Origin of the sequence: Streptomyces sp. SudanB25_2051 (genome assembly GCF_964272635.1) — a bacterium.
Taxonomy (GTDB): domain Bacteria; phylum Actinomycetota; class Actinomycetes; order Streptomycetales; family Streptomycetaceae; genus Streptomyces.
The window spans coordinates 3780123-3801408 of record NZ_OZ186787.1 but is presented as its reverse complement, the minus strand read 5'-3'; the positions used below and the strand labels follow the sequence as shown (position 1 = coordinate 3801408).

Here is a 21286-nt window from a genome sequence, read left to right as displayed (position 1 = left end):
GCCCCGGTCCCCGCACCACCCGTCCCCACCCCGTCCCCAGTCCCACCCGGTCCCACCCGGTCCCCTTCAGTCCCCTCGCACTCGCCCCGAGCCCGTCCCGAGCCCGCCGCCGCCCCAGCCGGCCCCCCTCCCCGCCAACTCACCCCTGGTGACCGCCTCATGACGCGCTGGTCCGATCATCTTCCGTCCGTAACCCAGGTGCCGCGACACTCGTTGTCCGGAATGCAGGCTCCCTCTGGTCGCGCCCTGTCCACAGCCACTCACTCGTACGTGTGGATGTGCTCGGCATGTGCAACCTTCCGGACCCCCTGGGGAGTCGACCGTCATGACGAGAGGAGGTGCCGCCAGTGATCGCGAACGTATCGGCGCACCGGCGGGCGAACGCCTTCGCCCAGGCCCTGGAAGATCAGGCGGCCCAGCAGCCCGAGGCGTCGGCCGAACCCAGCGAGCACGACAGGCTCCTGGCCCTGGCGAACGGACTCGGCGAGCTGCCGAAGCCGACGATGGACCCCGAAGTGAAGGTGGTGCAGCGAGCCCAGCTCGTCGCCGCCATGGAAGCGATGCTCCAGGAGGGCACGGCGGCGGGCGGTGCGTCCGCGGACCCTACGGTTCCGGAGCAGCGGACAGCGAGCGGCCGCGGCGCGCACCGCGCCACCGCCCTCCGGAAATTGCGGCCCCGCAGCCGCTGGTCGAAGGGCCTGGCCGCCGGCGGCCTCACCGTGGGCGTGGCGGCGGGGGCGTTCAGCGGAGTGGCCGCTGCCAGTTCCGACGCCCTCCCCGGTGACTCCCTGTACGGGCTGAAGCGCGGCATGGAGGATCTGAAGCTCGGCCTCGCCGACGACGACGCCGACCGCGGCGAGATCCACCTCGACCACGCCTCCACCCGCCTCAGCGAGGCCCGCCGCCTGCTGGAGCGCGGCCGCTCCGGCGAGCTGGACCACGAGTCGCTGGCCGAGATCCGCCGCACGCTCAGCGGCATGCAGCACGACGTGTCCGAGGGGCACCGCCTGCTCCGCCTCGCCTACGAGCGGGACGGCCGCATCGGCCCCATGGCGACCCTCGACAGCTTCGCCCGCAGCCACCGCGGCACCTGGGACGGCCTGCGCGCCAAGCTCCCGCCCCAGCTGACCGACGTCCGCGACCAGGTGACGTCCGTCTTCGACGCCATAGACCAGCAGGTCGCCCCGCTCAAGTCGCAGCTGCCGACGTCCCGTCAGGAGGACGGCCGCGGCGACGGGCCGGGCGAGTCCACGGCGCCCGACGGCTCGACCGGTCCCGCCCCGTCCCGCGAAGTCCCGTCCGGCCCGCACGGCCAGGCACCCGGCGGCGCGGGCGGCACGGACACCAGCCCCGGCCCGTCCGGCGGTTCCAGCGCGGACACCGACCAGGGCCTCCTCGGCGGCGGCACGGGCGGCCTCCTCGACCCCGACGGGCCCGCCACCTCGGCGCCGCCCGCGCAGGACGCCCCGGCGGAGTCCCCGGCACCCCGGCCCGACGTGACCCTCCCGCCGCTGCTCCCCGGCATCCTGCCGGGCCTCGGCATCGACGGCGAGGACGCCCGCTAGCAGTCCGCACGGTACGAGGCCGGGCGCCGTTCCCCCAGGAGCGGCGCCCGGCCTCGTACGCGTACGCCGCCACGCGACAGGCGTCCCCCGGCGGCGCCCCGTGGGAGACGCCCCGTCAGAGGAACACCCCTCAGAAGAACACCGACCTGCGGCGGACCAGCAGCTTGTACAGGGTGTGCTGGATCTGCTCGCGCACCTGGTCCGTCAGGTTGAACATCAGCATCGGGTCCTCCGCCGCCTCCGGCGCGTACCCGTCCGTCGGGATCGGCTCGCCGAGCTGGATCGTCCACTTCGTCGGCAGCGGCACCGCACCCAGCGGGCCCAGCCACGGGAACGTCGGCGTGATCGGGAAGTACGGCAGGCCCAGCAGCCGCGCCAGCGTCCTGGAGTTGCCGACCATCGGGTAGATCTCCTCCGCCCCGACGATCGAACACGGCACGATCGGCACCCCCGCGCGCAGCGCCGTCGACACGAACCCGCCCCGTCCGAACCGCTGCAGCTTGTACCGCTCGCTGAACGGCTTCCCGATGCCCTTGAAGCCCTCCGGCATCACCCCGACGACCTCGCCGCGCCGCAACAGCCGCTCCGCGTCCTCCGCGCACGCCAGCGTGTGCCCCGCCTTCCGGGCCAGCTCGCTCACGACGGGCAGCATGAACACCAGGTCGGCGGCGAGCAGCCGGAGGTGACGGCCCGCCGGATGGTGGTCGTGCACGGCGACCTGCATCATCAGGCCGTCCAGCGGCAGCGTGCCCGAGTGGTTGGCCACGACCAGCGCGCCGCCCTCCGCCGGGATGTTCTCGACGCCCCGCACCTCCACCCGGAAGTACTTCTCGTACAGGGGCCGCAGCAGCGACATCAGGACCTGGTCGGTCAGCTCCTCGTCGAAGCCGAACTCGTCGACCTCGTACTCCCCCGTGATCCGCCGCCGCAGGAAGGCGAGCCCGCCCGCGATCCGCCGCTCCCAGCCGTCCGCGCGCTCGGACACGTCGGCCGGCTCCGGCACGTCGGCCGGCTCCGGCGGCGGAGAGGCCGCGGAGCCGTCCGCCGGCGCGGACGACGCCGGTACGGGGCTCTCGTGCCCCGCCTGCCCCGCCTGCCCCGCCTGCCCCGGCAGGGGCGTCACCGGGCTCGGCGGGGCCGCCCCGCGGCGGCCGGAGCGCGGCGCACCGCCTCGCGCACCGCCTGCCCGTGTGCTGCCGCCGCGCGGGCGGTCCTCGTCGAAGGGGATGACCTTGGCGTCCGCCATCGTTAGCCCGCGCTCCTTGTCCCGGCGGTTCCCCGCCGCCTCGCCGTCCGCGCCGCGCTCCGGGTCAGCGCCGCCACCCGGTCGCCCAGCCGGTCCGCCACCCCGTCGACGGCCGCCGCCAGCGCGTCCGGCGGCAACAGGCCGGGGCCCCGGTGCCGTACGAAGTCCGCGAAGGTCTCCGCCGTCGTGTGGGCGGGCTCGAAACCGAGGGCCTCGCGCGTCAGCACCGTGCTGACGACCCGGCCGTGCGTGAGGAGCCGGATCTCCTCCGGCGAGAAGTCGCTCACGCCGAGCGTCCGCAGCGCCGTGCCCGCCCAGGTCACGGCGGGCGGCAGCAGCGGCAGCGTCGGCCGGCCGAGGCGCCGGGCGCACTGCGACAGGGTCAGCACCCCGTCCCCGGCCACATTGAACGTGCCGCTGTTGAGGGTGCCCCGGCGCGGCTCGGCCGACGCGATGCTCAGCACGTCCAGCACGTCGTCCTCGTGGACGAACTGGAGCCGCGGGTCGTATCCGAGGACCGTCGGCAGCACCGGCAGCGAGAAGTACTGGGCCAGCGGGGACACCGCGTCGGGGCCGAGGATGTTGGCGAAGCGCAGCACGCACACGGCGACGTCCGGGCGGCGCCGGGCGAAGCCGCGGACATACCCCTCCACCTCGGCGACGTCCTTCGCGAAGCCGCCGCCCGGCAGCGACTTGGGCGGGGTCGTCTCGGTGAACACCGCCGGGTCGCGGGGCGCGGAGCCGTAGACGGTGGTGCTGGAGCGGACGACGACCCGGCTGACGGTGGGGCACTTCTGGCAGGCGCCGAGCAGCTGCATCGTGCCGATGACGTTGGTCTCCTTGGCCGCCGTACGGCCGCCGCCCCCCGCCGGGGCGGTCGCGGAGATGTCCAGGTGGACCACGGTGTCCACACCGTGCTCGGCCAGCACCCGGCCGATGGCGGGCTGACGGATGTCCGCGCGGACGAACAGGGCGCCGTCCAGCGGGTGCTCGGGCGGTACGGCGTCCACCCCGACGACCCGGTCGACCCCCGGATCGCGCAGGACGCGCCGTACGAAACGGCCGGCGAGCTGCCTGGCCACTCCGGTGACGAGCACGACCCTGCCCACGTTCAGCGCCTTCCCGTTCGATTCCCCGCGACGCGTGTGGCTGCCACCGTAGCGGGTCGGTGTCACCCCGCGGCGGTCACGGGGCCCCGAACCGGCCGCGCCCCGGACCCGGCCGGACATGACCGCGGCCCTCCCACCGGAACCGGTGGGAGGGCCGCGAGGCGCACGTAAAGCCGCCGCTTACTTCTTGTTACGGCGCTGAACACGGGTGCGCTTCAGAAGCTTGCGGTGCTTCTTCTTCGCCATCCGCTTGCGCCGCTTCTTGATAACAGAGCCCACGACTACCCTCGCTCACTTCTCGGAACACCCCCGCACAAGCGGGGATCTCGGTGCGGGGCGTCTGGGCCCACACGACCTACGTCGGCCTAGCCTACCCGCCGAAGCGCCGAGCTCGTAATCCGAGGGTGGTGAAAGGACTCCGGACTACGCGGTCTCCACCCCCACGAAGGACTCGCGGAGGTACTCGTGAACCGCCTGCTCCGGCACCCGGAAGGACCTCCCCACCCGGATCGCCGGCAGATGACCGCTGTGCACCAGCCGGTACACGGTCATCTTGGACACACGCATCACCGAGGCAACTTCCGCCACGGTCAGGAACTTGACCTCGTTGAGAGGTGTCTCGCCAGCAGCAACCATGACCCACCTGTACCTTCCGCACATGACGCCACCGGCTTCCCCTCCGGTGACTCTTCGTCGCTGTGCGCTCACTCCCCAGACTAGGGGCGGTTGATACGGGTGGGGAAGAGGAGCAGCCATCCGCCGCCTACTGTGACAGACACGCCCGATTGAGTACATAGCGAGTGAGCGGGCGGTACGACGCGGACCGTACGGCGTCGTCCAGCGGCACCGCGACCGCCACCTGCCCCTCGGCCTCCCCGACGAACAGCGCCGGGTCGTCCGTGTCGGCCAGGCCGATGGCCTCGATGCCCAGCTGACCTGCCCCGCAGACCCATCCGTGGTCCCCCACCACCAGTTCCGGAAGGGGCCCGCCGGACTCGGCGGCGGCCCCCAGGACCACCCGGACGGGGAGGGGCGAGTGGGTGTGCGCGCCGGGCTCACAACCGGCGCCTTCGCCCTGGGCACGCCGGACGAGCGCGACTCCGCGTGCGTAGCCGAGACGATGCGTACGTACGCCAAATCGGGTCGTTATGTCGACACATCTCCCCTGCGCGGGGGTGAGGACGGGACAGCCCGCCGCCGACATGGCGTCTGCCAGCGCGGCGTAGAACCCCAGCAGCCGGTGCGGGTGCCCGGTCCCGAACAGTACGGGGGCACGGCGCCGGGCGGCCGCGGCGAGCCTCCGCGCGAACGCGTCGAGCGCGCTCAGGGTCCGCTCGGGGTCGATGACGTCCCGCCCGGTGCGGTGGCCGGGGTCGTCGGACACCCCGCACCGTTCGGCCATGAGCCGCAGCAGGTCCCTTTCGTCCCACCGCCGTTCGGGGTCGAGGCCGAGTGTGACCCGCGGGTCGCGGGCGGCGAACAGCCGGTAGTTGCGCAGGCTCTTCTCACGCGTGGTGGCGACGGGCCCGGCCAGCCCGGCCGCCAGCAGATGCGCGCGCAGCGCCCCGGTACTCAGCACGCCGCCGATGCTGCCGTACGAGCCCGCCGCCCACGCCGCGAACGGCCGGGCACCGCACGGTTGGCGTAACGCCCGCCGCGGCCGCACGGGCCCGTGTGCGGCCGCTACGGGTGGACGAGCAGCCCCCGCAGGGGGAACACCGCCTTGCGGGTCGCCAGGACGGCCTGGTCGAGCCGGTCCTCCGGGTCGTAGCCGTCCTCCCAGGCGCGCCAGGTGACGGGCCACCGGCCGTCGGTCATGCGCCGCGGCCCCGGTGTCCGGGTCCGCGCGTACACGACGCTCCGCCATTCCTCGGGGATCACCGTCTCGGGCGGCACGTCGGCCCCGGCGACGATGGCGACGAGGTGCGTCCAGGAGCGGGGCACGACGTCGACGACGGCGTACCCGCCGCCGCCGAGCGCGATCCACCGGCCGCCTTCGACGTGTTCGTCGGCGAGGCCGCGGCAGGCCAGTTGGACGGCCCGCTGCGCGTCGAGGGACACGGTGAGGTGGGCGAGGGGGTCTTCGAAGTGGGTGTCGGCGCCGTGCTGGGTGACGAGCACCTGCGGCCGGAAGTCGGCGAGCAGTTCGGGTACGACGGCGTGGAAGGCGCGCAGCCACCCGGCGTCGCCGGTGCCGGCGGGCAGGGCGACGTTGACGGCGCTGCCGGCGCCCGCGCCGCCGCCGGTCTCCTCGGGCCAGCCGGTGCCGGGGAAGAGGGTGCGGGGGTGCTCGTGCAGGGAGATGGTCAGGACGCGCGGGTCGTCCTGGAAGACGGCCTGCACGCCGTCGCCGTGGTGGACGTCCACGTCGAGGTAGGCGACGCGTTCGGCGCCGAGTTCGAGGAGCCGGGCGATGGCGAGCGCCGCGTCGTTGTAGACGCAGAACCCCGCGGCGGCCCCGGGCATGGCGTGGTGGAGGCCGCCGGTGAAGTTGACGGCCCGGTTCGTGTCGCCGCGCCAGACGGCTTCGGCGGCGCCGACGGACAGTCCGGCGATCCGCGCGGACGCCTCGTGCATGCCGGGGAACGCCGGATCGTCGGGGGTGCCGAGCCCGTAGCCCTGGTCGGCGCCGCGGGGGTCGGCGGACGCGGCCCGCACGGCGTCGAGGTAGTCCTCGCGGTGGACGAGCCGCAGCGTGGAGTCGCCCGCGGGCTGCGCGGACCGGATCTCGACGGCCCGGTCGACCTCCAGGGCCCGGATCAGCTCCATGGTCAGCCCGAGGCGTACGGGGTCCATCGGATGGCCGGGACCGAAGTCGTACCCGGTGACTGCGTCATCCCACATCAACAGTGCGCGGCCGCTCATGACCGCCACCGTATCGGTCGCCCCGTCCGGCGACCGACCCGGCGTACGGGAGTGTCACCAGCAGCAGGGCGAGCGGCACGGCCATGGCCCAGCGCGGGCTCCACGCCGCGCCGAGCGCCCCGACGAGCGGCGCCCCGACGAGGTACCCGGCGTACGTGAACACGTTGAGCCGTGCCACTGCGGTGTCGGCGCGGGCGCGCTTCCCGGCGGCGGCGAAGGTCTGCGGGACGATCACGCTCAGTCCGAGCCCGAGGACGGTGAACGCGGTGATGCCGGTCCACGGCCCGGGTGCGGCGGCCACCCCGGCGAACCCGCCGGCCGCGAGGAGGGCGCCGCCCCGGACGACGGCGGCGGGCCCGTACCGCTGGACGGCGCGGTCGCCGGCGGCCCGGCCGAGGAGGGTGGTCGCCATGTAGGCGTTGTACGGGAGGGTGGCGAGCGCCTCGCTGCCGCCGAGGACGTCCTGGACGTAGGCGGCGCTCCAGTTGGAGACGGTGGCGTCGCCGATGTACGCGAACGCCATGACGAGGCACAGCGGCAGGAGGCCAGCCCAGGGCGCCCGTTCACCGTCGCGTCCTCGCGGCGCCGCCCCCTCGGGCCGGTCCGGGCGGTCGCCGTGGGCGTGGCCGGAGAGGAGCACGGCGGCGAGGAGCACCAGGGCGAGCGGCGGGTGGAAGTGGGCGAGCGGCAAGCCGAGCCGGGCGCCGCCCCAGGCGAGGGTGGCGCCCGCGATGCCGCCGAGGCTGTACGCGGCGTGGAAGCCGAGCATGATGCTCCGCCCGTACGCCTGTTGGAGGCGGACGCCCCGCATGTTCATGGACGCGTCGAGGGCGCCGACGGCGAGCCCGAACACGCCCAGGACGGCGCCGAGCTGCCAGCCCTGCCCGCCGAGGCCGACGCCCGCGAGGGCGAGGAGCACGACGGGCTGGGCCCATCGCAGGAGGGTGGTGGGGGCGACGCGGGCGGCGAGGGCGCCGGCGGCGGCGCTGCCGAGCCCGGCGAGTACGGGCACCGCGGCGAGGTAGGCGGGCAGGTGCGCGTCGGGGATGCCGTACTGCCGCTGGATGGCGGGGATGCGGGTGACGAGGAGCGCGAACGCGGCCCCCTGGACGAGGAAGGTGAGGGTGAGTGCGCGGCGCCCGCGCCGCAGCCGCGCGTCGGTCATGGCCGGAAAGGGTACGGCGGTGTTCAGCGGCTGGACAGGGGTGTCACAGCAGGAGCTGCGGCAGCTGCGCCATGTCGTCGAAGTAGCCGTGGGCACCGGGGAGTTTGCCGGCGTCGCTCATGGCGGTGAAGGCGTACACGTCCATGCCGGCGGCGTGGGCGGCCTGGACGCCGAGGGGGCTGTCCTCGATGACCGCGCACCGCTCGGGGGCGATGCCCATCTGCGCGGCGGCGTGGAGAAACAGGTCGGGTGCGGGCTTGCCGCGGCCGACGTCCTGGGCGCTGAACACGGTGCCGGGGGTGAACCACCGGTCGAGTCCGGTCTTGCGGTGCCCGACGCGGATGCGTTCGTGGCTGCCGGATGAGGCGACGCAGTAGGGCACGCCCTCGGCGGTGAGCTTGCCGAGGACGTCGGTGACTCCGCGGACGGCGGTGAGGTCGCGTTCGAAGGCGGCGAAGACACGGGCGTGGAACGTCGCGTCGAAGTCCTCGGGGAGGCGCTGCCCGGTCCGTTCGAGGATGGTGTCGTGGATGCGGTGCGTGGCCCCGCCCATGTAGTCGCGGAGGGAGTCCTCATACGTGGTGGGGTGCCCGAGCTCGGTGAGGTAGCCGGCCAGGATGGCGTTGGACAGCGGCTCGCTGTCCACGAGGACGCCGTCGTTGTCGAATATGACCAGGTCGTAGCGCATGGGGCCACCCTAAACGCAAAAAAGCCCCGGCCCCGAGAAACGAGGTTTCTCGGGGCCGGGGCCCAATATTTGTTCGGCGGCGTCCTACTCTCCCACAGGGTCCCCCCTGCAGTACCATCGGCGCTGAAAGGCTTAGCTTCCGGGTTCGGAATGTAACCGGGCGTTTCCCTAACGCTATGACCACCGAAACACTATGAAGATATGAACTCAACCAGCCAAATGGGAGTTCGTTACTTCAGAACTAACACAGTGGACGCGAGCAACTGAGGACAAGCCCTCGGCCTATTAGTACCGGTCAACTCCACCCATCACTGGGCTTCCATATCCGGCCTATCAACCCAGTCGTCTACTGGGAGCCTTACCCTCTCAAGGAGGTGGGAATACTCATCTCGAAGCAGGCTTCCCGCTTAGATGCTTTCAGCGGTTATCCCTCCCGAACGTAGCCAACCAGCCATGCCCTTGGCAGAACAACTGGCACACCAGAGGTTCGTCCGTCCCGGTCCTCTCGTACTAGGGACAGCCCTTCTCAATATTCCTACGCGCACAGCGGATAGGGACCGAACTGTCTCACGACGTTCTAAACCCAGCTCGCGTACCGCTTTAATGGGCGAACAGCCCAACCCTTGGGACCGACTCCAGCCCCAGGATGCGACGAGCCGACATCGAGGTGCCAAACCATCCCGTCGATATGGACTCTTGGGGAAGATCAGCCTGTTATCCCCGGGGTACCTTTTATCCGTTGAGCGACGGCGCTTCCACAAGCCACCGCCGGATCACTAGTCCCGACTTTCGTCCCTGCTCGACCCGTCGGTCTCACAGTCAAGCTCCCTTGTGCACTTACACTCAACACCTGATTGCCAACCAGGCTGAGGGAACCTTTGGGCGCCTCCGTTACCCTTTAGGAGGCAACCGCCCCAGTTAAACTACCCATCAGACACTGTCCCTGATCCGGATCACGGACCCAGGTTAGACATCCAGCACGACCAGAGTGGTATTTCAACGGCGACTCCACCTGAACTGGCGTCCAAGCTTCACAGTCTCCCACCTATCCTACACAAGCCGAACCGAACACCAATATCAAACTGTAGTAAAGGTCCCGGGGTCTTTCCGTCCTGCTGCGCGAAACGAGCATCTTTACTCGTAGTGCAATTTCACCGGGCCTATGGTTGAGACAGTCGAGAAGTCGTTACGCCATTCGTGCAGGTCGGAACTTACCCGACAAGGAATTTCGCTACCTTAGGATGGTTATAGTTACCACCGCCGTTTACTGGCGCTTAAGTTCTCAGCTTCGCCTGGACGAATCCAAGCTAACCGGTCCCCTTAACGTTCCAGCACCGGGCAGGCGTCAGTCCGTATACATCGCCTTACGGCTTCGCACGGACCTGTGTTTTTAGTAAACAGTCGCTTCTCGCTGGTCTCTGCGGCCACCCCCAGCTCCGAGTGCAAGACTCATCACCAGGCGTGGCCCCCCTTCTCCCGAAGTTACGGGGGCATTTTGCCGAGTTCCTTAACCATAGTTCACCCGAACGCCTCGGTATTCTCTACCTGACCACCTGAGTCGGTTTAGGGTACGGGCCGCCATGAAACTCGCTAGAGGCTTTTCTCGACAGCATAGGATCATCCACTTCACCACAATCGGCTCGGCATCAGGTCTCAGCCTTAACGTGTGACGGATTTGCCTACCACACGGCCTACACCCTTACCCCGGGACAACCACCGCCCGGGCTGGACTACCTTCCTGCGTCACCCCATCGCTCACCTACTACCAGTCTGGGCCACCGGCTCCACCACTCCGTGCTTGTCCGAAGACGCACACGGCGGTTTCACGGGCTTAGCATCGCTGGGTTCAGCGCTGGCGCTTCAAAGCGGGTACCGGAATATCAACCGGTTGTCCATCGACTACGCCTGTCGGCCTCGCCTTAGGTCCCGACTTACCCTGGGCAGATCAGCTTGACCCAGGAACCCTTAGTCAATCGGCGCACACGTTTCTCACGTGTGTATCGCTACTCATGCCTGCATTCTCACTCGTGAACCGTCCACAACTCGCTTCCGCGGCTGCTTCACCCGGCACACGACGCTCCCCTACCCATCACAGCGGGCGTTGGCCCTCATGCTGCAATGACACGACTTCGGCGGTACGCTTGAGCCCCGCTACATTGTCGGCGCGGAATCACTTGACCAGTGAGCTATTACGCACTCTTTCAAGGGTGGCTGCTTCTAAGCCAACCTCCTGGTTGTCTCTGCGACTCCACATCCTTTCCCACTTAGCGTACGCTTAGGGGCCTTAGTCGATGCTCTGGGCTGTTTCCCTCTCGACCATGGAGCTTATCCCCCACAGTCTCACTGCCGCGCTCTCACTTACCGGCATTCGGAGTTTGGCTAAGGTCAGTAACCCGGTAGGGCCCATCGCCTATCCAGTGCTCTACCTCCGGCAAGAAACACACGACGCTGCACCTAAATGCATTTCGGGGAGAACCAGCTATCACGGAGTTTGATTGGCCTTTCACCCCTAACCACAGGTCATCCCCCAGGTTTTCAACCCTGGTGGGTTCGGTCCTCCACGAAGTCTTACCTCCGCTTCAACCTGCCCATGGCTAGATCACTCCGCTTCGGGTCTTGAGCGCGCTACTAAAATCGCCCTATTCGGACTCGCTTTCGCTACGGCTTCCCCACACGGGTTAACCTCGCAACGCACCGCAAACTCGCAGGCTCATTCTTCAAAAGGCACGCAGTCACGACCCACATCCGAAGATGTGAGCGACGCTCCCACGGCTTGTAGGCACACGGTTTCAGGTACTATTTCACTCCGCTCCCGCGGTACTTTTCACCATTCCCTCACGGTACTATCCGCTATCGGTCACCAGGGAATATTTAGGCTTAGCGGGTGGTCCCGCCAGATTCACACGGGATTTCTCGGGCCCCGTGCTACTTGGGTGTCTCTCAAACGAGCCGTCAATGTTTCAGCTACGGGGGTCTTACCCTCTACGCCGGACCTTTCGCATGTCCTTCGCCTACATCAACGGTTTCTGACTCGTCTCACGGCCGGCAGACCGTGAAAGAGAGATCCCACAACCCCGCATGCGCAACCCCTGCCGGGTATCACACGCATACGGTTTGGCCTCATCCGGTTTCGCTCGCCACTACTCCCGGAATCACGGTTGTTTTCTCTTCCTGAGGGTACTGAGATGTTTCACTTCCCCTCGTTCCCTCCACTTACCCTATGTGTTCAGGTAAGGGTGACAGCCCATGACGACTGCCGGGTTTCCCCATTCGGACACCCCCGGATCAAAGCTCGGTTGACAGCTCCCCGGGGCCTATCGCGGCCTCCCACGTCCTTCATCGGTTCCTGGTGCCAAGGCATCCACCGTGCGCCCTTAAAAACTTGGCCACAGATGCTCGCGTCCACTGTGCAGTTCTCAAGCAACGACCAGCCACCCATCACCCCCGGACACAAGATCCGGAGTTCACTGGGGCCGGCGTTCGAAGGGCGAGCAACGCTCGCACCCTCAGACACCCAACAGCGTGCCCGGCACGATCTCCGCCGCTCTTACTGTGTTCCACGCCGAAGCAGTACTAACAGAAGGCTTTGAAGAATCGCGCCGAATAGTCAACGTTCCACCCATGAGCAACCGTGCGAGTCATTCGCTCGCAGTCGGCTATGTGCTCCTTAGAAAGGAGGTGATCCAGCCGCACCTTCCGGTACGGCTACCTTGTTACGACTTCGTCCCAATCGCCAGTCCCACCTTCGACAGCTCCCTCCCACAAGGGGTTGGGCCACCGGCTTCGGGTGTTACCGACTTTCGTGACGTGACGGGCGGTGTGTACAAGGCCCGGGAACGTATTCACCGCAGCAATGCTGATCTGCGATTACTAGCGACTCCGACTTCATGGGGTCGAGTTGCAGACCCCAATCCGAACTGAGACCGGCTTTTTGAGATTCGCTCCACCTCGCGGTATCGCAGCTCTTTGTACCGGCCATTGTAGCACGTGTGCAGCCCAAGACATAAGGGGCATGATGACTTGACGTCGTCCCCACCTTCCTCCGAGTTGACCCCGGCGGTCTCCCGTGAGTCCCCAGCACCACAAGGGCCTGCTGGCAACACGGGACAAGGGTTGCGCTCGTTGCGGGACTTAACCCAACATCTCACGACACGAGCTGACGACAGCCATGCACCACCTGTACACCGACCACAAGGGGGCACCCATCTCTGGGTGTTTCCGGTGTATGTCAAGCCTTGGTAAGGTTCTTCGCGTTGCGTCGAATTAAGCCACATGCTCCGCCGCTTGTGCGGGCCCCCGTCAATTCCTTTGAGTTTTAGCCTTGCGGCCGTACTCCCCAGGCGGGGAACTTAATGCGTTAGCTGCGGCACGGACGACGTGGAATGTCGCCCACACCTAGTTCCCAACGTTTACGGCGTGGACTACCAGGGTATCTAATCCTGTTCGCTCCCCACGCTTTCGCTCCTCAGCGTCAGTATCGGCCCAGAGATCCGCCTTCGCCACCGGTGTTCCTCCTGATATCTGCGCATTTCACCGCTACACCAGGAATTCCGATCTCCCCTACCGAACTCTAGCCTGCCCGTATCGAATGCAGACCCGGGGTTAAGCCCCGGGCTTTCACATCCGACGCGACAAGCCGCCTACGAGCTCTTTACGCCCAATAATTCCGGACAACGCTTGCGCCCTACGTATTACCGCGGCTGCTGGCACGTAGTTAGCCGGCGCTTCTTCTGCAGGTACCGTCACTTTCGCTTCTTCCCTGCTGAAAGAGGTTTACAACCCGAAGGCCGTCATCCCTCACGCGGCGTCGCTGCATCAGGCTTTCGCCCATTGTGCAATATTCCCCACTGCTGCCTCCCGTAGGAGTCTGGGCCGTGTCTCAGTCCCAGTGTGGCCGGTCGCCCTCTCAGGCCGGCTACCCGTCGTCGCCTTGGTGAGCCGTTACCTCACCAACAAGCTGATAGGCCGCGGGCTCATCCTGCACCGCCGGAGCTTTCCACCACCATCAGATGCCTGAAGTGGTCGTATCCGGTATTAGACCCCGTTTCCAGGGCTTGTCCCAGAGTGCAGGGCAGATTGCCCACGTGTTACTCACCCGTTCGCCACTAATCCCCCACCGAAGTGGGTTCATCGTTCGACTTGCATGTGTTAAGCACGCCGCCAGCGTTCGTCCTGAGCCAGGATCAAACTCTCCGTGAATGCTTCCGGGTTATCCCGGTGAACACTCGCGTTGAGCGGAACCCGAAGGAGGAATAGTCCTTCCGGTTCTCAGCGTCCTCGCTGTGTTTTTCAAAGGAACCTCGTCTCAGAGAGACGGGGTTATCAACATATCTGGCGTTGACTTTTGGCACGCTGTTGAGTTCTCAAGGAACGGACGCTTCCTTTGTACTCACCCTCAGTTCCCTGCGGGCTTTCCTCCGGGCGCTTCCCTTCGGTGTTTCCAGCTTAGCAGATCCGTTTTCCGTTTCTGCCACCCGCTGGAGCGGGCTGCCGGGCTGTTCTCCGCTTTCGCGTTTCCCTTTCCGGCGGTTCCGACTCTATCAGATCCTTTCGGGCCTGATTCCCAGTCAGCGGGTTTTGTCTTCGCGGCTGTTGGGCCGTTCCGACGTCGTGAACCTTAGCGAATCCGTGGCCCCGACGCTAATCGGGTCCCGCTCTCTCGAACGTGGATTCCTCTATTCCGCAAAAGCGCACGAAAAGCGGGGCGACGGTGAGTCGCTCGCTGAAGGTGTTTCCTGCGGAATGGCTGTCCGGGGACCGACCGGAGTCGGCGCTCACGTCGGACAACTCGGAGAACACTACGCACCGCCCGCACCACTGTCAACCCACGCCCCTACCCCGGTAGAGTGCCGGTATGACCACGCACGCGCACTGTCTTCTGTGGTGGGCCGCCTGACGGCGGCCCCGCACTGACGCGTGCAGACAACGGCCGCCGCCTCGGCGGCCGTTCGCGTTTCCCCCTCAGGGCGGGGCGGCCGTGGGGAGCGGCGGTCCCGACCAGGAGTGAGAGGGACAGCGACATGACGCGGATCTTCAGCGGGGTCAAGCCCACGGGGCATCTGACGCTGGGCAACTACATCGGGGCCGTCCGGAAGTGGGTCCAGGAGGACCAGCACCGGGCGGAGGCCCTGTTCAGCATCGTGGACCTGCACGCCCTGACCGTGGAGCACGACCCCGCGCGGGTGCGGCGGCTCAGCCGGCAGGCGGCGACGCTGCTGCTGGCGGCCGGGCTCGACCCGGAGCGGTGCGTCCTCTTCGTACAGAGTCATGTGGACGAGCACGCGCGGCTGTCGTACCTGCTGGAGTGCACGGCGACCGACGGCGAGATGCGGCGCATGATCCAGTACAAGGAGAAGGCGGCGCGGGAGCGGGAGCGGGGCGGGAGCGTACGGCTGTCGCTGCTGACCTACCCGGTGCTGATGGCGGCGGACATCCTCGCGTACGAGACGGACGAGGTGCCCGTGGGCGACGACCAGGCGCAGCACGTGGAGCTGACACGGGACCTGGCGGTGCGGTTCAACCAGCGGTACGGGCACACCTTCACCGTGCCGAAGGCGACGCACCCGGCGGTCGGGGCGCGGGTCATGAACCTCCAGGACCCCACCTCGAAGATGGGGAAGTCCGACGACAGCGGGCCGGGCATCGTCTATCTGCTGGACGAGCCCGAGGTGGTGCGGCGGAAGGTGATGCGGGCCGTCACCGACAGCGGGCGGGACGTCGTGTACGACCGGGAGGGCCGGCCGGGGCTCGCGAACCTGCTGGAGGTGCTCGCCGCGTGCACGGGGGCCGGTGACCCGGCGGAGCTGGCCGGGGGCTACACGTCGTACGGGGCGTTGAAGCGGGACGCGGCGGACGCGGTGGTGGAGCTGCTGCGGCCGCTTCGGGAGCGGCACGCCGAGCTGGTGGCCGACCCGGCGTATGTGGACGGGGTGCTGCGGGCCGGGGCGGAGCGGGCCCGGGCCATGGCGCGTCCGGTGGTGGACCGGGCCTACCGGGCGGTGGGGCTGCTGCCGGCGGTCTGACGGAACGCGGCGCGGTAGTCGCGCGGGCTGGTGGCGAGGTGCGTCGCGAAGTGCTGGCGCATGGTGACCTCGCTGCCGAAGCCCGCGCGGCGGGCCACCTCGGGGAGGGGGTGGTCGGTGCGTTCGAGGAGTTTCTGCGCGGCGGCGACGCGCTGGGCGGTGAGCCAGCGGAGGGGGGTGGTGCCGGTGGTGGCCTGGAAGTGGCGGGCGAAGGTGCGGGCGGACATGCCGGCGCGGGCGGCGAGCGAGGCGACGGTGTGCGGTTCGTGGAGGTGGGCGAGGGCGTGGGCCCGTACGGCGGCGAGGGCGTCGGCGTCGCGGTCGGCGCGGGGAGTGGGGTGCTCGATGAACTGGGCCTGCGTGCCGGTGCGGAACGGGGCGGTGACCATGGCGCGGGCGATGGTCGCGGCGGTCTCCGCGCCGTGGACGGTGCGCACCAGGTGGAGGCACAGGTCGACGCCGGCCGCGGTGCCGGCGGACGTCCACACGCCGCCGTCCTCGACGAACAGGGCGTTCGGCTCGACGGTGACGGCGGGGTGGCGGGCGCGGAGGCGGTCGGCGACGTACCAGTGGGTGACGGCGCGGCGGCCGTCGAGGAGGCCGGCGCGGGCGAGGACGAAGGCTCCCGCGCAGAGCGCGGCGACGGGTGTGCCGGCCTGGTGGGCGCGGCGCAGGGCGTCGAGTACGGGGGCGGCGATGTCCGTGTCGGGGTCGGTGAGGCCGGGGACGATCACCAGGTCGGCGTGGTCGAGCCAGGTGAGCGGCCGGTCGGGGGTGAGGGCGAGGCCGCCGGGGATGGGGACGGGCGCGGTGGGGTCGGCGGCGGCGCGGCGCAGTTCGAACGGCGGGACGCCGCGGTCGGCGCGGTCGACGCCCCAGACCTCGGTGATGACGGAGACGTCGAAGGCGCGGATGCCGGGGAAGGCGAGCATCGCCACGCGGTAGGGGGTCATGGGGCGAGGATGCCAGGGGTGGTGGCCGTATGTCATCGATGCGTGGCATTTCGGCCACTGGTGGGGGTGGGGCGGCGGCCGGAGGATGAGCGGCATGGAACGGAACGAGAGTGTCGTGGCCGGTGCGGCCGAGGACGGGTACGGGGCCGGGGTCGAGGTGGCGGCCGACGCCGCGCTGGTCGTGGTCGATGTGCAGAAGGGGTTCGCGGAGCCGTACTGGGGGCGGCGGAACAATCCGGGGGCCGAGGGGAACATCGTCGCGTTGATCGACGCGTGGCAGGCGTCGGGGCGTCCCGTGGTGTTCGTACGGCACGACTCGGTGTCGCCGCGGTCGCCGCTGCGGCCCGGGCAGCCGGGGAACGGCTTCCAGGACGCGGTGGAGGAGCGGCGGGGGAAGGGCGCGGGGCCGGAGCTGCTGGTGGTGAAGTCGGTGAACTCCGCTTTCTACGGCGAGCCCGATCTCGACGCGTGGCTGCGGGGCGCGGGGGTGCGGCAGATCGTGGTGGTCGGCATCCAGACGAACATGTGCGCCGAGACGACGGCCCGGATGGGCGGGAACCTCGGGTACGACGTGCTGTTCCCGCTGGACGCCACGCACACGTTCGACACGACCGGGCCGTTCGGGTGGACGCTGACGGCGGACGAGCTGGCCCGGGCCACGGCGGTGTCGCTGCACGCGGACCGGTTCGCGCGCGTGGTGTGGACGGCGGACGTGCTGCGGGGGCTGTAGCCCGGAGCGTGAGGCGGTGGCGGGGCGGTGCCGGGTTGCGGGGCCGGTGCCTTGTGTGGGGCGGTGCCGGGGTCAGCCGTTGCCGGAGGCGAGTTCGCGGCTGCGGTCGCGGGCCGCTTCGAGGGCGGCGATGAGGGCGGCCCGTACGCCGTGGTTCTCCAGCTCCCGGATGGCGCTGATCGTCGTGCCGGCGGGCGAGGTGACGGCCTCGCGGAGCTTGACCGGGTGCTCGCCGCTGTCGCGGAGCATCACGGCGGCACCGATGGCGGCCTGGACGATCAGGTCGTGGGCCTGGGCGCGGGGCAGGCCGAGGAGGATGCCGGCGTCGGTCATCGCCTCGACGAGGAAGTAGAAGTACGCCGGTCCCGATCCGGACAGGGCCGTCGCGGCGTCCTGCTGGGACTCGGGGACGCGCAGGGTCTTGCCGACGCCGCCGAAGATCTCCTCCGTGTGGGCGAGGTGCGCGCCGGTGGCGTGGGTGCCGGCGGAGATGACGGACATGCCCTCGTCCACGAGGACGGGGGTGTTCGGCATGACGCGGACGACGGGGGTGTCGGGGGCGAGCCGCTCCTCGATGAACGCGGTGGGGATGCCGGCCGCGGCGCTGATGACGAGGTGGCCGGGGGTGATGTGGTGCGCCAGCTCGTCCAGGAGGCGGCCCATGTCCTGCGGCTTCACGGCGAGGATGAGGGTGTCGGCGCGCTTGGCCGCCTCGGCGTTGCCGACCGCCTCGACGCCGTAGCGGGTGCGGAGTTCCTCGGCGCGCTCGGGGCGGCGGGCCGTGACCAGGAGGTGGGCGGTGGGCCAGCCGGCCCGGATCATGCCGCTGAGGAGGGCCTCGCCGATCTTGCCGGTGCCGAGGACCGCGACTGTCTGGGTCATTGCTCTGCTCACCTCGCCGTGCGGTGTACGTGCCTGGGGTCATCTTTCCACCGGGGCCGGGGCGGCGGCGGGGGTGTCCGAGGGGCGGTACGGGGCGCGTCGGGGTGGGAGTGCGCCGGGTGTCCGGTCGCTGCGGGTGGTCGGCGGCGGGTGTCCGTAGTGCGGGTGGCAGCAGGTGCGGGTGTCAGGGGGTGCGGCGGCGGAGCGTGGCGGCGCCGAGGGCGAGGACGAGGAGGGCGCAGCCTGCGACGACCAGCGCGTCGCGGACGAAGTCGCCGGTGACGTCGGGGTGGCGCAGGACCTGGTTCATGCCGTCGACCGCGTACGACATGGGGAGCGCGTCGGAGACCGCTTCGAGTACGGGCTGCATGCGGTCGCGCGGGGTGAACAGGCCGCACAGCAGGAGCTGCGGGAAGATCACGGCCGGCATGAACTGGACGGCCTGGAACTCGGACGCGGCGAACGCCGATACGAACAGGCCGAGCGCGGTGCCGAGGAGCGCGTCGAGCAGGGCCACGACGAGCAGCAGCCACGGCGAGCCGGCCACGTCGAGGCCGAGGGCCCAGACGGCGACGGCGGTGGCGAGGGCCGACTGGACGACCGCGAGCAGTCCGAAGGCGAGGGCGTACCCGGCGATCAGGTCGCCTTTGCCGAGCGGCATGGCGAGGAGCCGTTCGAGGGTGCCGGAGGTGCGTTCGCGGAGGGTGGCGATGGAGGTCACCAGGAACATCGTGATCAGCGGGAAGATGCCGAGCAGGGACGCGCCGATGGTGTCGAAGACGTGCGGGCTGCCGTCGAACACGTACCGGAGCAGCGTGATCATCAGCATCGGGACGAGCAGCATCAGGGCGATGGTGCGCGGGTCGTGGCGCAGCTGGGTCAGGACGCGGCGGGCGGTGGCCAGGGTGCGGTAGCCGTTCATGACGGGTCCTCGGGGGTGGGCCGGGCGGCGTGCGGGGCGGGGGTGGCGGTGGCCGTGGTGGCGGTGGCGGCGGTGTCGACCAGGTGGAGGAACGCCTCCTCGACGGTGGCGGTGCCGTTGCGGCGGCGGAGGGCCTCCGGGGTGTCGTCGGCGAGGAGCAGGCCCTCGCGGAGCAGGAGGAGGCGGTGGCAGCGCTCGGCCTCGTCCATGACGTGGGAGGAGACGAGGAGGGTGGTGCCCCGGTCGGCGGCGATGCGGTGGAAGAGGTCCCACAGGTCGCGGCGGAGGACGGGGTCGAGGCCGACCGTCGGCTCGTCGAGGACGAGGAGGTCGGGGGTGCCCAGGAGGGCGACGGCGAGGGAGACGCGGCTGCGCTGGCCGCCGGAGAGCCGGCCCGCGAGCGCGTCGGCGTGGTCGGTGAGGTCCACGTCGGCGAGGGCGCGGCTGACGGAAGCGGCGCGCTCGTCGCGGTGGCGGCGGCCGGGGCGGAGGACTTCGGCGAAGTAGGCGAGGTTCTGGCGGACGGTCAGGTCGTCGTAGACGGACGGGGCCTGGGTGACGTAGCCGATGCGGGGGCGGAGGGCGGGGTCGCCCGCGGGGCGGCCGAGGACGTTCAGGGTGCCGGTGACCTTGGCCTGCGTGCCGGTGATGGCCCGCATGAGGGTGGACTTGCCGCAGCCGGAGGGACCGAGGAGGCCGGTGACCCGGCCGGGCGGCACGGAGAAGTCGAGTCCGCGCAGGACGGTGCGGGGTCCCCGGACGACGGTGAGGCCCCGCGCCTCGATGGCGGGACCTGGGGAATTCATCATGTGATGAATAGTGGGCATGGGGGGTTGGGGCGTCAAGGGTGGCGGGGGGCGCGCCGGGCGCGCGCCGGATGTCGGGTGGGCCTTGGGGCGGTGCGTGCGCGGGGGTGCGCGCCGGGGGCGGGGCGCGGGGCCGGGGCGGGGGCGTGCGCGTGCGTTGGCCGGGGTGCGGACCGGGGGCCGAGGCGTGCGTGGTGCGTTGCCGGGGCGCGGGCCGTGTGGCGGGCGGGGCGGCCGGGATGGTGGGGAACCGGGTGCGGTGGCGCGCGGGGCGGTGCGCGGGGCTTGGTCGCGGCTCGGGGGCCGTGGCGCACCCGGCCGGGCGGCCGGGTGCGGCGCGTGGTGGTGCGGCGGCCTCGCCGGTGTCCGGGTCCGGGCAGTGGCTCAGCGACTCAGCGGCGGGGGCGCTTCTTGCGGGTGGCCGGGTTGCCCGTGCGGGTCGTGCGGCGCTTCTCGTACTGGGCGCGGGCCGTCTCGTACTCGGCGCGGACGAGCTTCTCGCCGGGCGCCTCGAACAGCGACCGTACGAAGTAGGCGAGGAGCGCGCCCAGGAAACCGACCGCCTTCAGGCTGCGCAGGGCTTCCTCGCGGGCCGGGTCGGCGGGGCGGCGTACGAAGCCCTCCCATGTCCGCTGGAACGCGAGCGCCGTACACACCGCGAACATCACGACCAGCAGGCCGTTCACGAAGCCTCCGACCCGCGCGATGGACAGGCCCTCGTACGCGAACCGCAGGGCGAGCGCGCCCACGACCGCCGCCGCCAGCGACCCGGCGGCCACCCCGGCGCGCCGCACCCCGTATCCCCCGTCGTGGCGGACCCACGTCGTACCGAAGAAGCGCAGCGGTTCGGGCCGCGGGCCGGCCGGCGTGCCGGTGGCGCGGGTCGCGTCGCCGGACGGGGCGGCGGGGCCGGTCGGGGCCTTCGGGGCGGTCGGATCCGCGGTGTCGCTCACGGGCCCGATTATCCCCCGCCGGCCGGATCCGCCGCCGTGGCGGCGTCCGTGCGCGTCAGGCGCAGCGCACCGTCACATAGCCGTCGCTGCCGGTCCGCACGTACGCGTCCGCCACCCACTCGCCGTTGGCGATGTTGTCCCAGATGTTCGACGTGCCGTACGTGCCCGTGACCCAGGTGCCGGGCGTCTGGCAGTTGATCGGGACGCTCACGCCCTCCGGCAGGGCGCGGATGACGCCGTACTGCGTGCCGGGACCGCTGCGGACGTTGAGCCGCACGCCGGGTGCGACCGGGTACCGCTTGACCGAGTTCGTGCTCATGTGTGCCTCCCCCCGAGGCGCCCGCCTGGTGCGGGTGCGTCTGTGAGGGGGAGGCTAACAA

General features: G+C 69.9%; 17 protein-coding genes and 3 rRNA genes. 3 read left to right on the top strand and 17 right to left on the bottom strand.

Going from position 1 to position 21286, the window contains the following annotated elements; all coding sequences use genetic code 11:
* Positions 1–347 precede the first annotated feature (347 nt).
* Positions 348–1565, top strand: a complete 1218-nt coding sequence (locus ACSUPT_RS17090) for a DUF5667 domain-containing protein (protein ID WP_351966658.1) — start codon at positions 348–350, stop codon at positions 1563–1565.
* Positions 1566–1695: 130 nt separating this feature from the next.
* Here the strand turns inward: ACSUPT_RS17090 and ACSUPT_RS17085 are convergent, their stop codons facing one another.
* The 11 genes from ACSUPT_RS17085 to ACSUPT_RS17035 all read right to left on the bottom strand — a co-directional run bounded on the left by ACSUPT_RS17085 (position 1696) and on the right by ACSUPT_RS17035 (position 13837).
* The gene (locus ACSUPT_RS17085) at positions 1696–2811 is read right to left on the bottom strand and encodes a 1-acyl-sn-glycerol-3-phosphate acyltransferase (RefSeq protein ID WP_436944835.1); all 1116 of its coding nucleotides are present in this window, start codon (positions 2809–2811) and stop codon (positions 1696–1698) included.
* A gap of 2 nt (positions 2812–2813) precedes the next feature.
* Positions 2814–3920 carry an NAD-dependent epimerase/dehydratase family protein gene (locus tag ACSUPT_RS17080; RefSeq protein WP_361661171.1) on the bottom strand — a complete coding sequence of 369 codons (1107 nt, stop codon included), beginning with the start codon at positions 3918–3920 and terminating at the stop codon, positions 2814–2816.
* Positions 3921–4100: 180 nt separating this feature from the next.
* The gene (locus ACSUPT_RS17075; protein WP_003948845.1) at positions 4101–4199 is read right to left on the bottom strand and encodes a 30S ribosomal protein bS22; all 99 of its coding nucleotides are present in this window, start codon (positions 4197–4199) and stop codon (positions 4101–4103) included.
* A gap of 144 nt (positions 4200–4343) precedes the next feature.
* A complete protein-coding gene (locus ACSUPT_RS17070) occupies positions 4344–4556 on the bottom strand; it encodes a helix-turn-helix domain-containing protein (RefSeq protein WP_058944276.1) in 213 nt (70 codons plus the stop codon).
* A gap of 127 nt (positions 4557–4683) precedes the next feature.
* Positions 4684–5499, bottom strand: a complete 816-nt coding sequence (locus ACSUPT_RS17065; protein ID WP_351966655.1) for a phosphatase — start codon at positions 5497–5499, stop codon at positions 4684–4686.
* 104 nt (positions 5500–5603) lie between these two features.
* Positions 5604–6785 carry an acetoin utilization protein AcuC gene (locus ACSUPT_RS17060; protein WP_351966654.1) on the bottom strand — a complete coding sequence of 394 codons (1182 nt, stop codon included), beginning with the start codon at positions 6783–6785 and terminating at the stop codon, positions 5604–5606.
* Positions 6754–7950 carry an MFS transporter gene (locus tag ACSUPT_RS17055; protein WP_436944832.1) on the bottom strand — a complete coding sequence of 399 codons (1197 nt, stop codon included), beginning with the start codon at positions 7948–7950 and terminating at the stop codon, positions 6754–6756. The genes ACSUPT_RS17060 and ACSUPT_RS17055 overlap by 32 nt, the downstream gene beginning before the upstream one ends.
* Positions 7951–7993: 43 nt before the next feature.
* Positions 7994–8638, bottom strand: a complete 645-nt coding sequence (locus tag ACSUPT_RS17050) for an HAD family hydrolase (RefSeq protein WP_351966652.1) — start codon at positions 8636–8638, stop codon at positions 7994–7996.
* Between the two features lie 71 nt (positions 8639–8709).
* Positions 8710–8826 (bottom strand): 5S ribosomal RNA (rrf, locus tag ACSUPT_RS17045).
* A 77-nt stretch (positions 8827–8903) separates the two neighbouring features.
* Positions 8904–12026 (bottom strand): 23S ribosomal RNA (locus tag ACSUPT_RS17040).
* A 283-nt stretch (positions 12027–12309) separates the two neighbouring features.
* A 16S ribosomal RNA gene (locus tag ACSUPT_RS17035) occupies positions 12310–13837 on the bottom strand.
* Together the 16S, 23S and 5S rRNA genes form the textbook arrangement of a ribosomal RNA operon.
* 821 nt (positions 13838–14658) lie before the next feature.
* Here ACSUPT_RS17035 and trpS point away from each other — a divergent pair.
* Positions 14659–15660 (top strand): tryptophan--tRNA ligase, encoded by a 1002-nt coding sequence (trpS, locus tag ACSUPT_RS17030; RefSeq protein ID WP_361656309.1) that lies wholly within the window; start codon positions 14659–14661, stop codon positions 15658–15660.
* On the opposite strand, the gene ACSUPT_RS17025 is transcribed toward trpS, so the two are convergent.
* Positions 15627–16613, bottom strand: a complete 987-nt coding sequence (locus ACSUPT_RS17025) for a helix-turn-helix domain-containing protein (protein ID WP_365729481.1) — start codon at positions 16611–16613, stop codon at positions 15627–15629. The genes trpS and ACSUPT_RS17025 overlap by 34 nt on opposite strands.
* A 94-nt stretch (positions 16614–16707) precedes the next feature.
* Between ACSUPT_RS17025 and ACSUPT_RS17020 the strand changes: the two genes are divergently transcribed.
* On the top strand, positions 16708–17343 hold the full coding sequence (locus ACSUPT_RS17020) for a cysteine hydrolase family protein (RefSeq protein ID WP_351964061.1): 636 nt from the start codon (positions 16708–16710) through the stop codon (positions 17341–17343).
* Between the two features lie 72 nt (positions 17344–17415).
* Here the strand turns inward: ACSUPT_RS17020 and proC are convergent, their stop codons facing one another.
* The 5 genes from proC to ACSUPT_RS16995 all read right to left on the bottom strand — a co-directional run bounded on the left by proC (position 17416) and on the right by ACSUPT_RS16995 (position 21225).
* Entirely contained in the window at positions 17416–18225 is an 810-nt protein-coding gene (proC, locus tag ACSUPT_RS17015; RefSeq protein ID WP_351964060.1) for a pyrroline-5-carboxylate reductase, read from the bottom strand.
* A 184-nt stretch (positions 18226–18409) separates the two neighbouring features.
* Entirely contained in the window at positions 18410–19147 is a 738-nt protein-coding gene (locus ACSUPT_RS17010; protein WP_399219619.1) for an ABC transporter permease, read from the bottom strand.
* Positions 19144–19956 (bottom strand): ABC transporter ATP-binding protein, encoded by an 813-nt coding sequence (locus ACSUPT_RS17005; protein WP_436944829.1) that lies wholly within the window; start codon positions 19954–19956, stop codon positions 19144–19146. The genes ACSUPT_RS17010 and ACSUPT_RS17005 overlap by 4 nt, the downstream gene beginning before the upstream one ends.
* Before the next feature lie 389 nt (positions 19957–20345).
* The gene (locus ACSUPT_RS17000; RefSeq protein ID WP_436944827.1) at positions 20346–20906 is read right to left on the bottom strand and encodes a hypothetical protein; all 561 of its coding nucleotides are present in this window, start codon (positions 20904–20906) and stop codon (positions 20346–20348) included.
* 55 nt (positions 20907–20961) lie between these two features.
* Positions 20962–21225, bottom strand: a complete 264-nt coding sequence (locus tag ACSUPT_RS16995) for a peptidase (RefSeq protein ID WP_351964057.1) — start codon at positions 21223–21225, stop codon at positions 20962–20964.
* Positions 21226–21286: the final 61 nt, after the last annotated feature.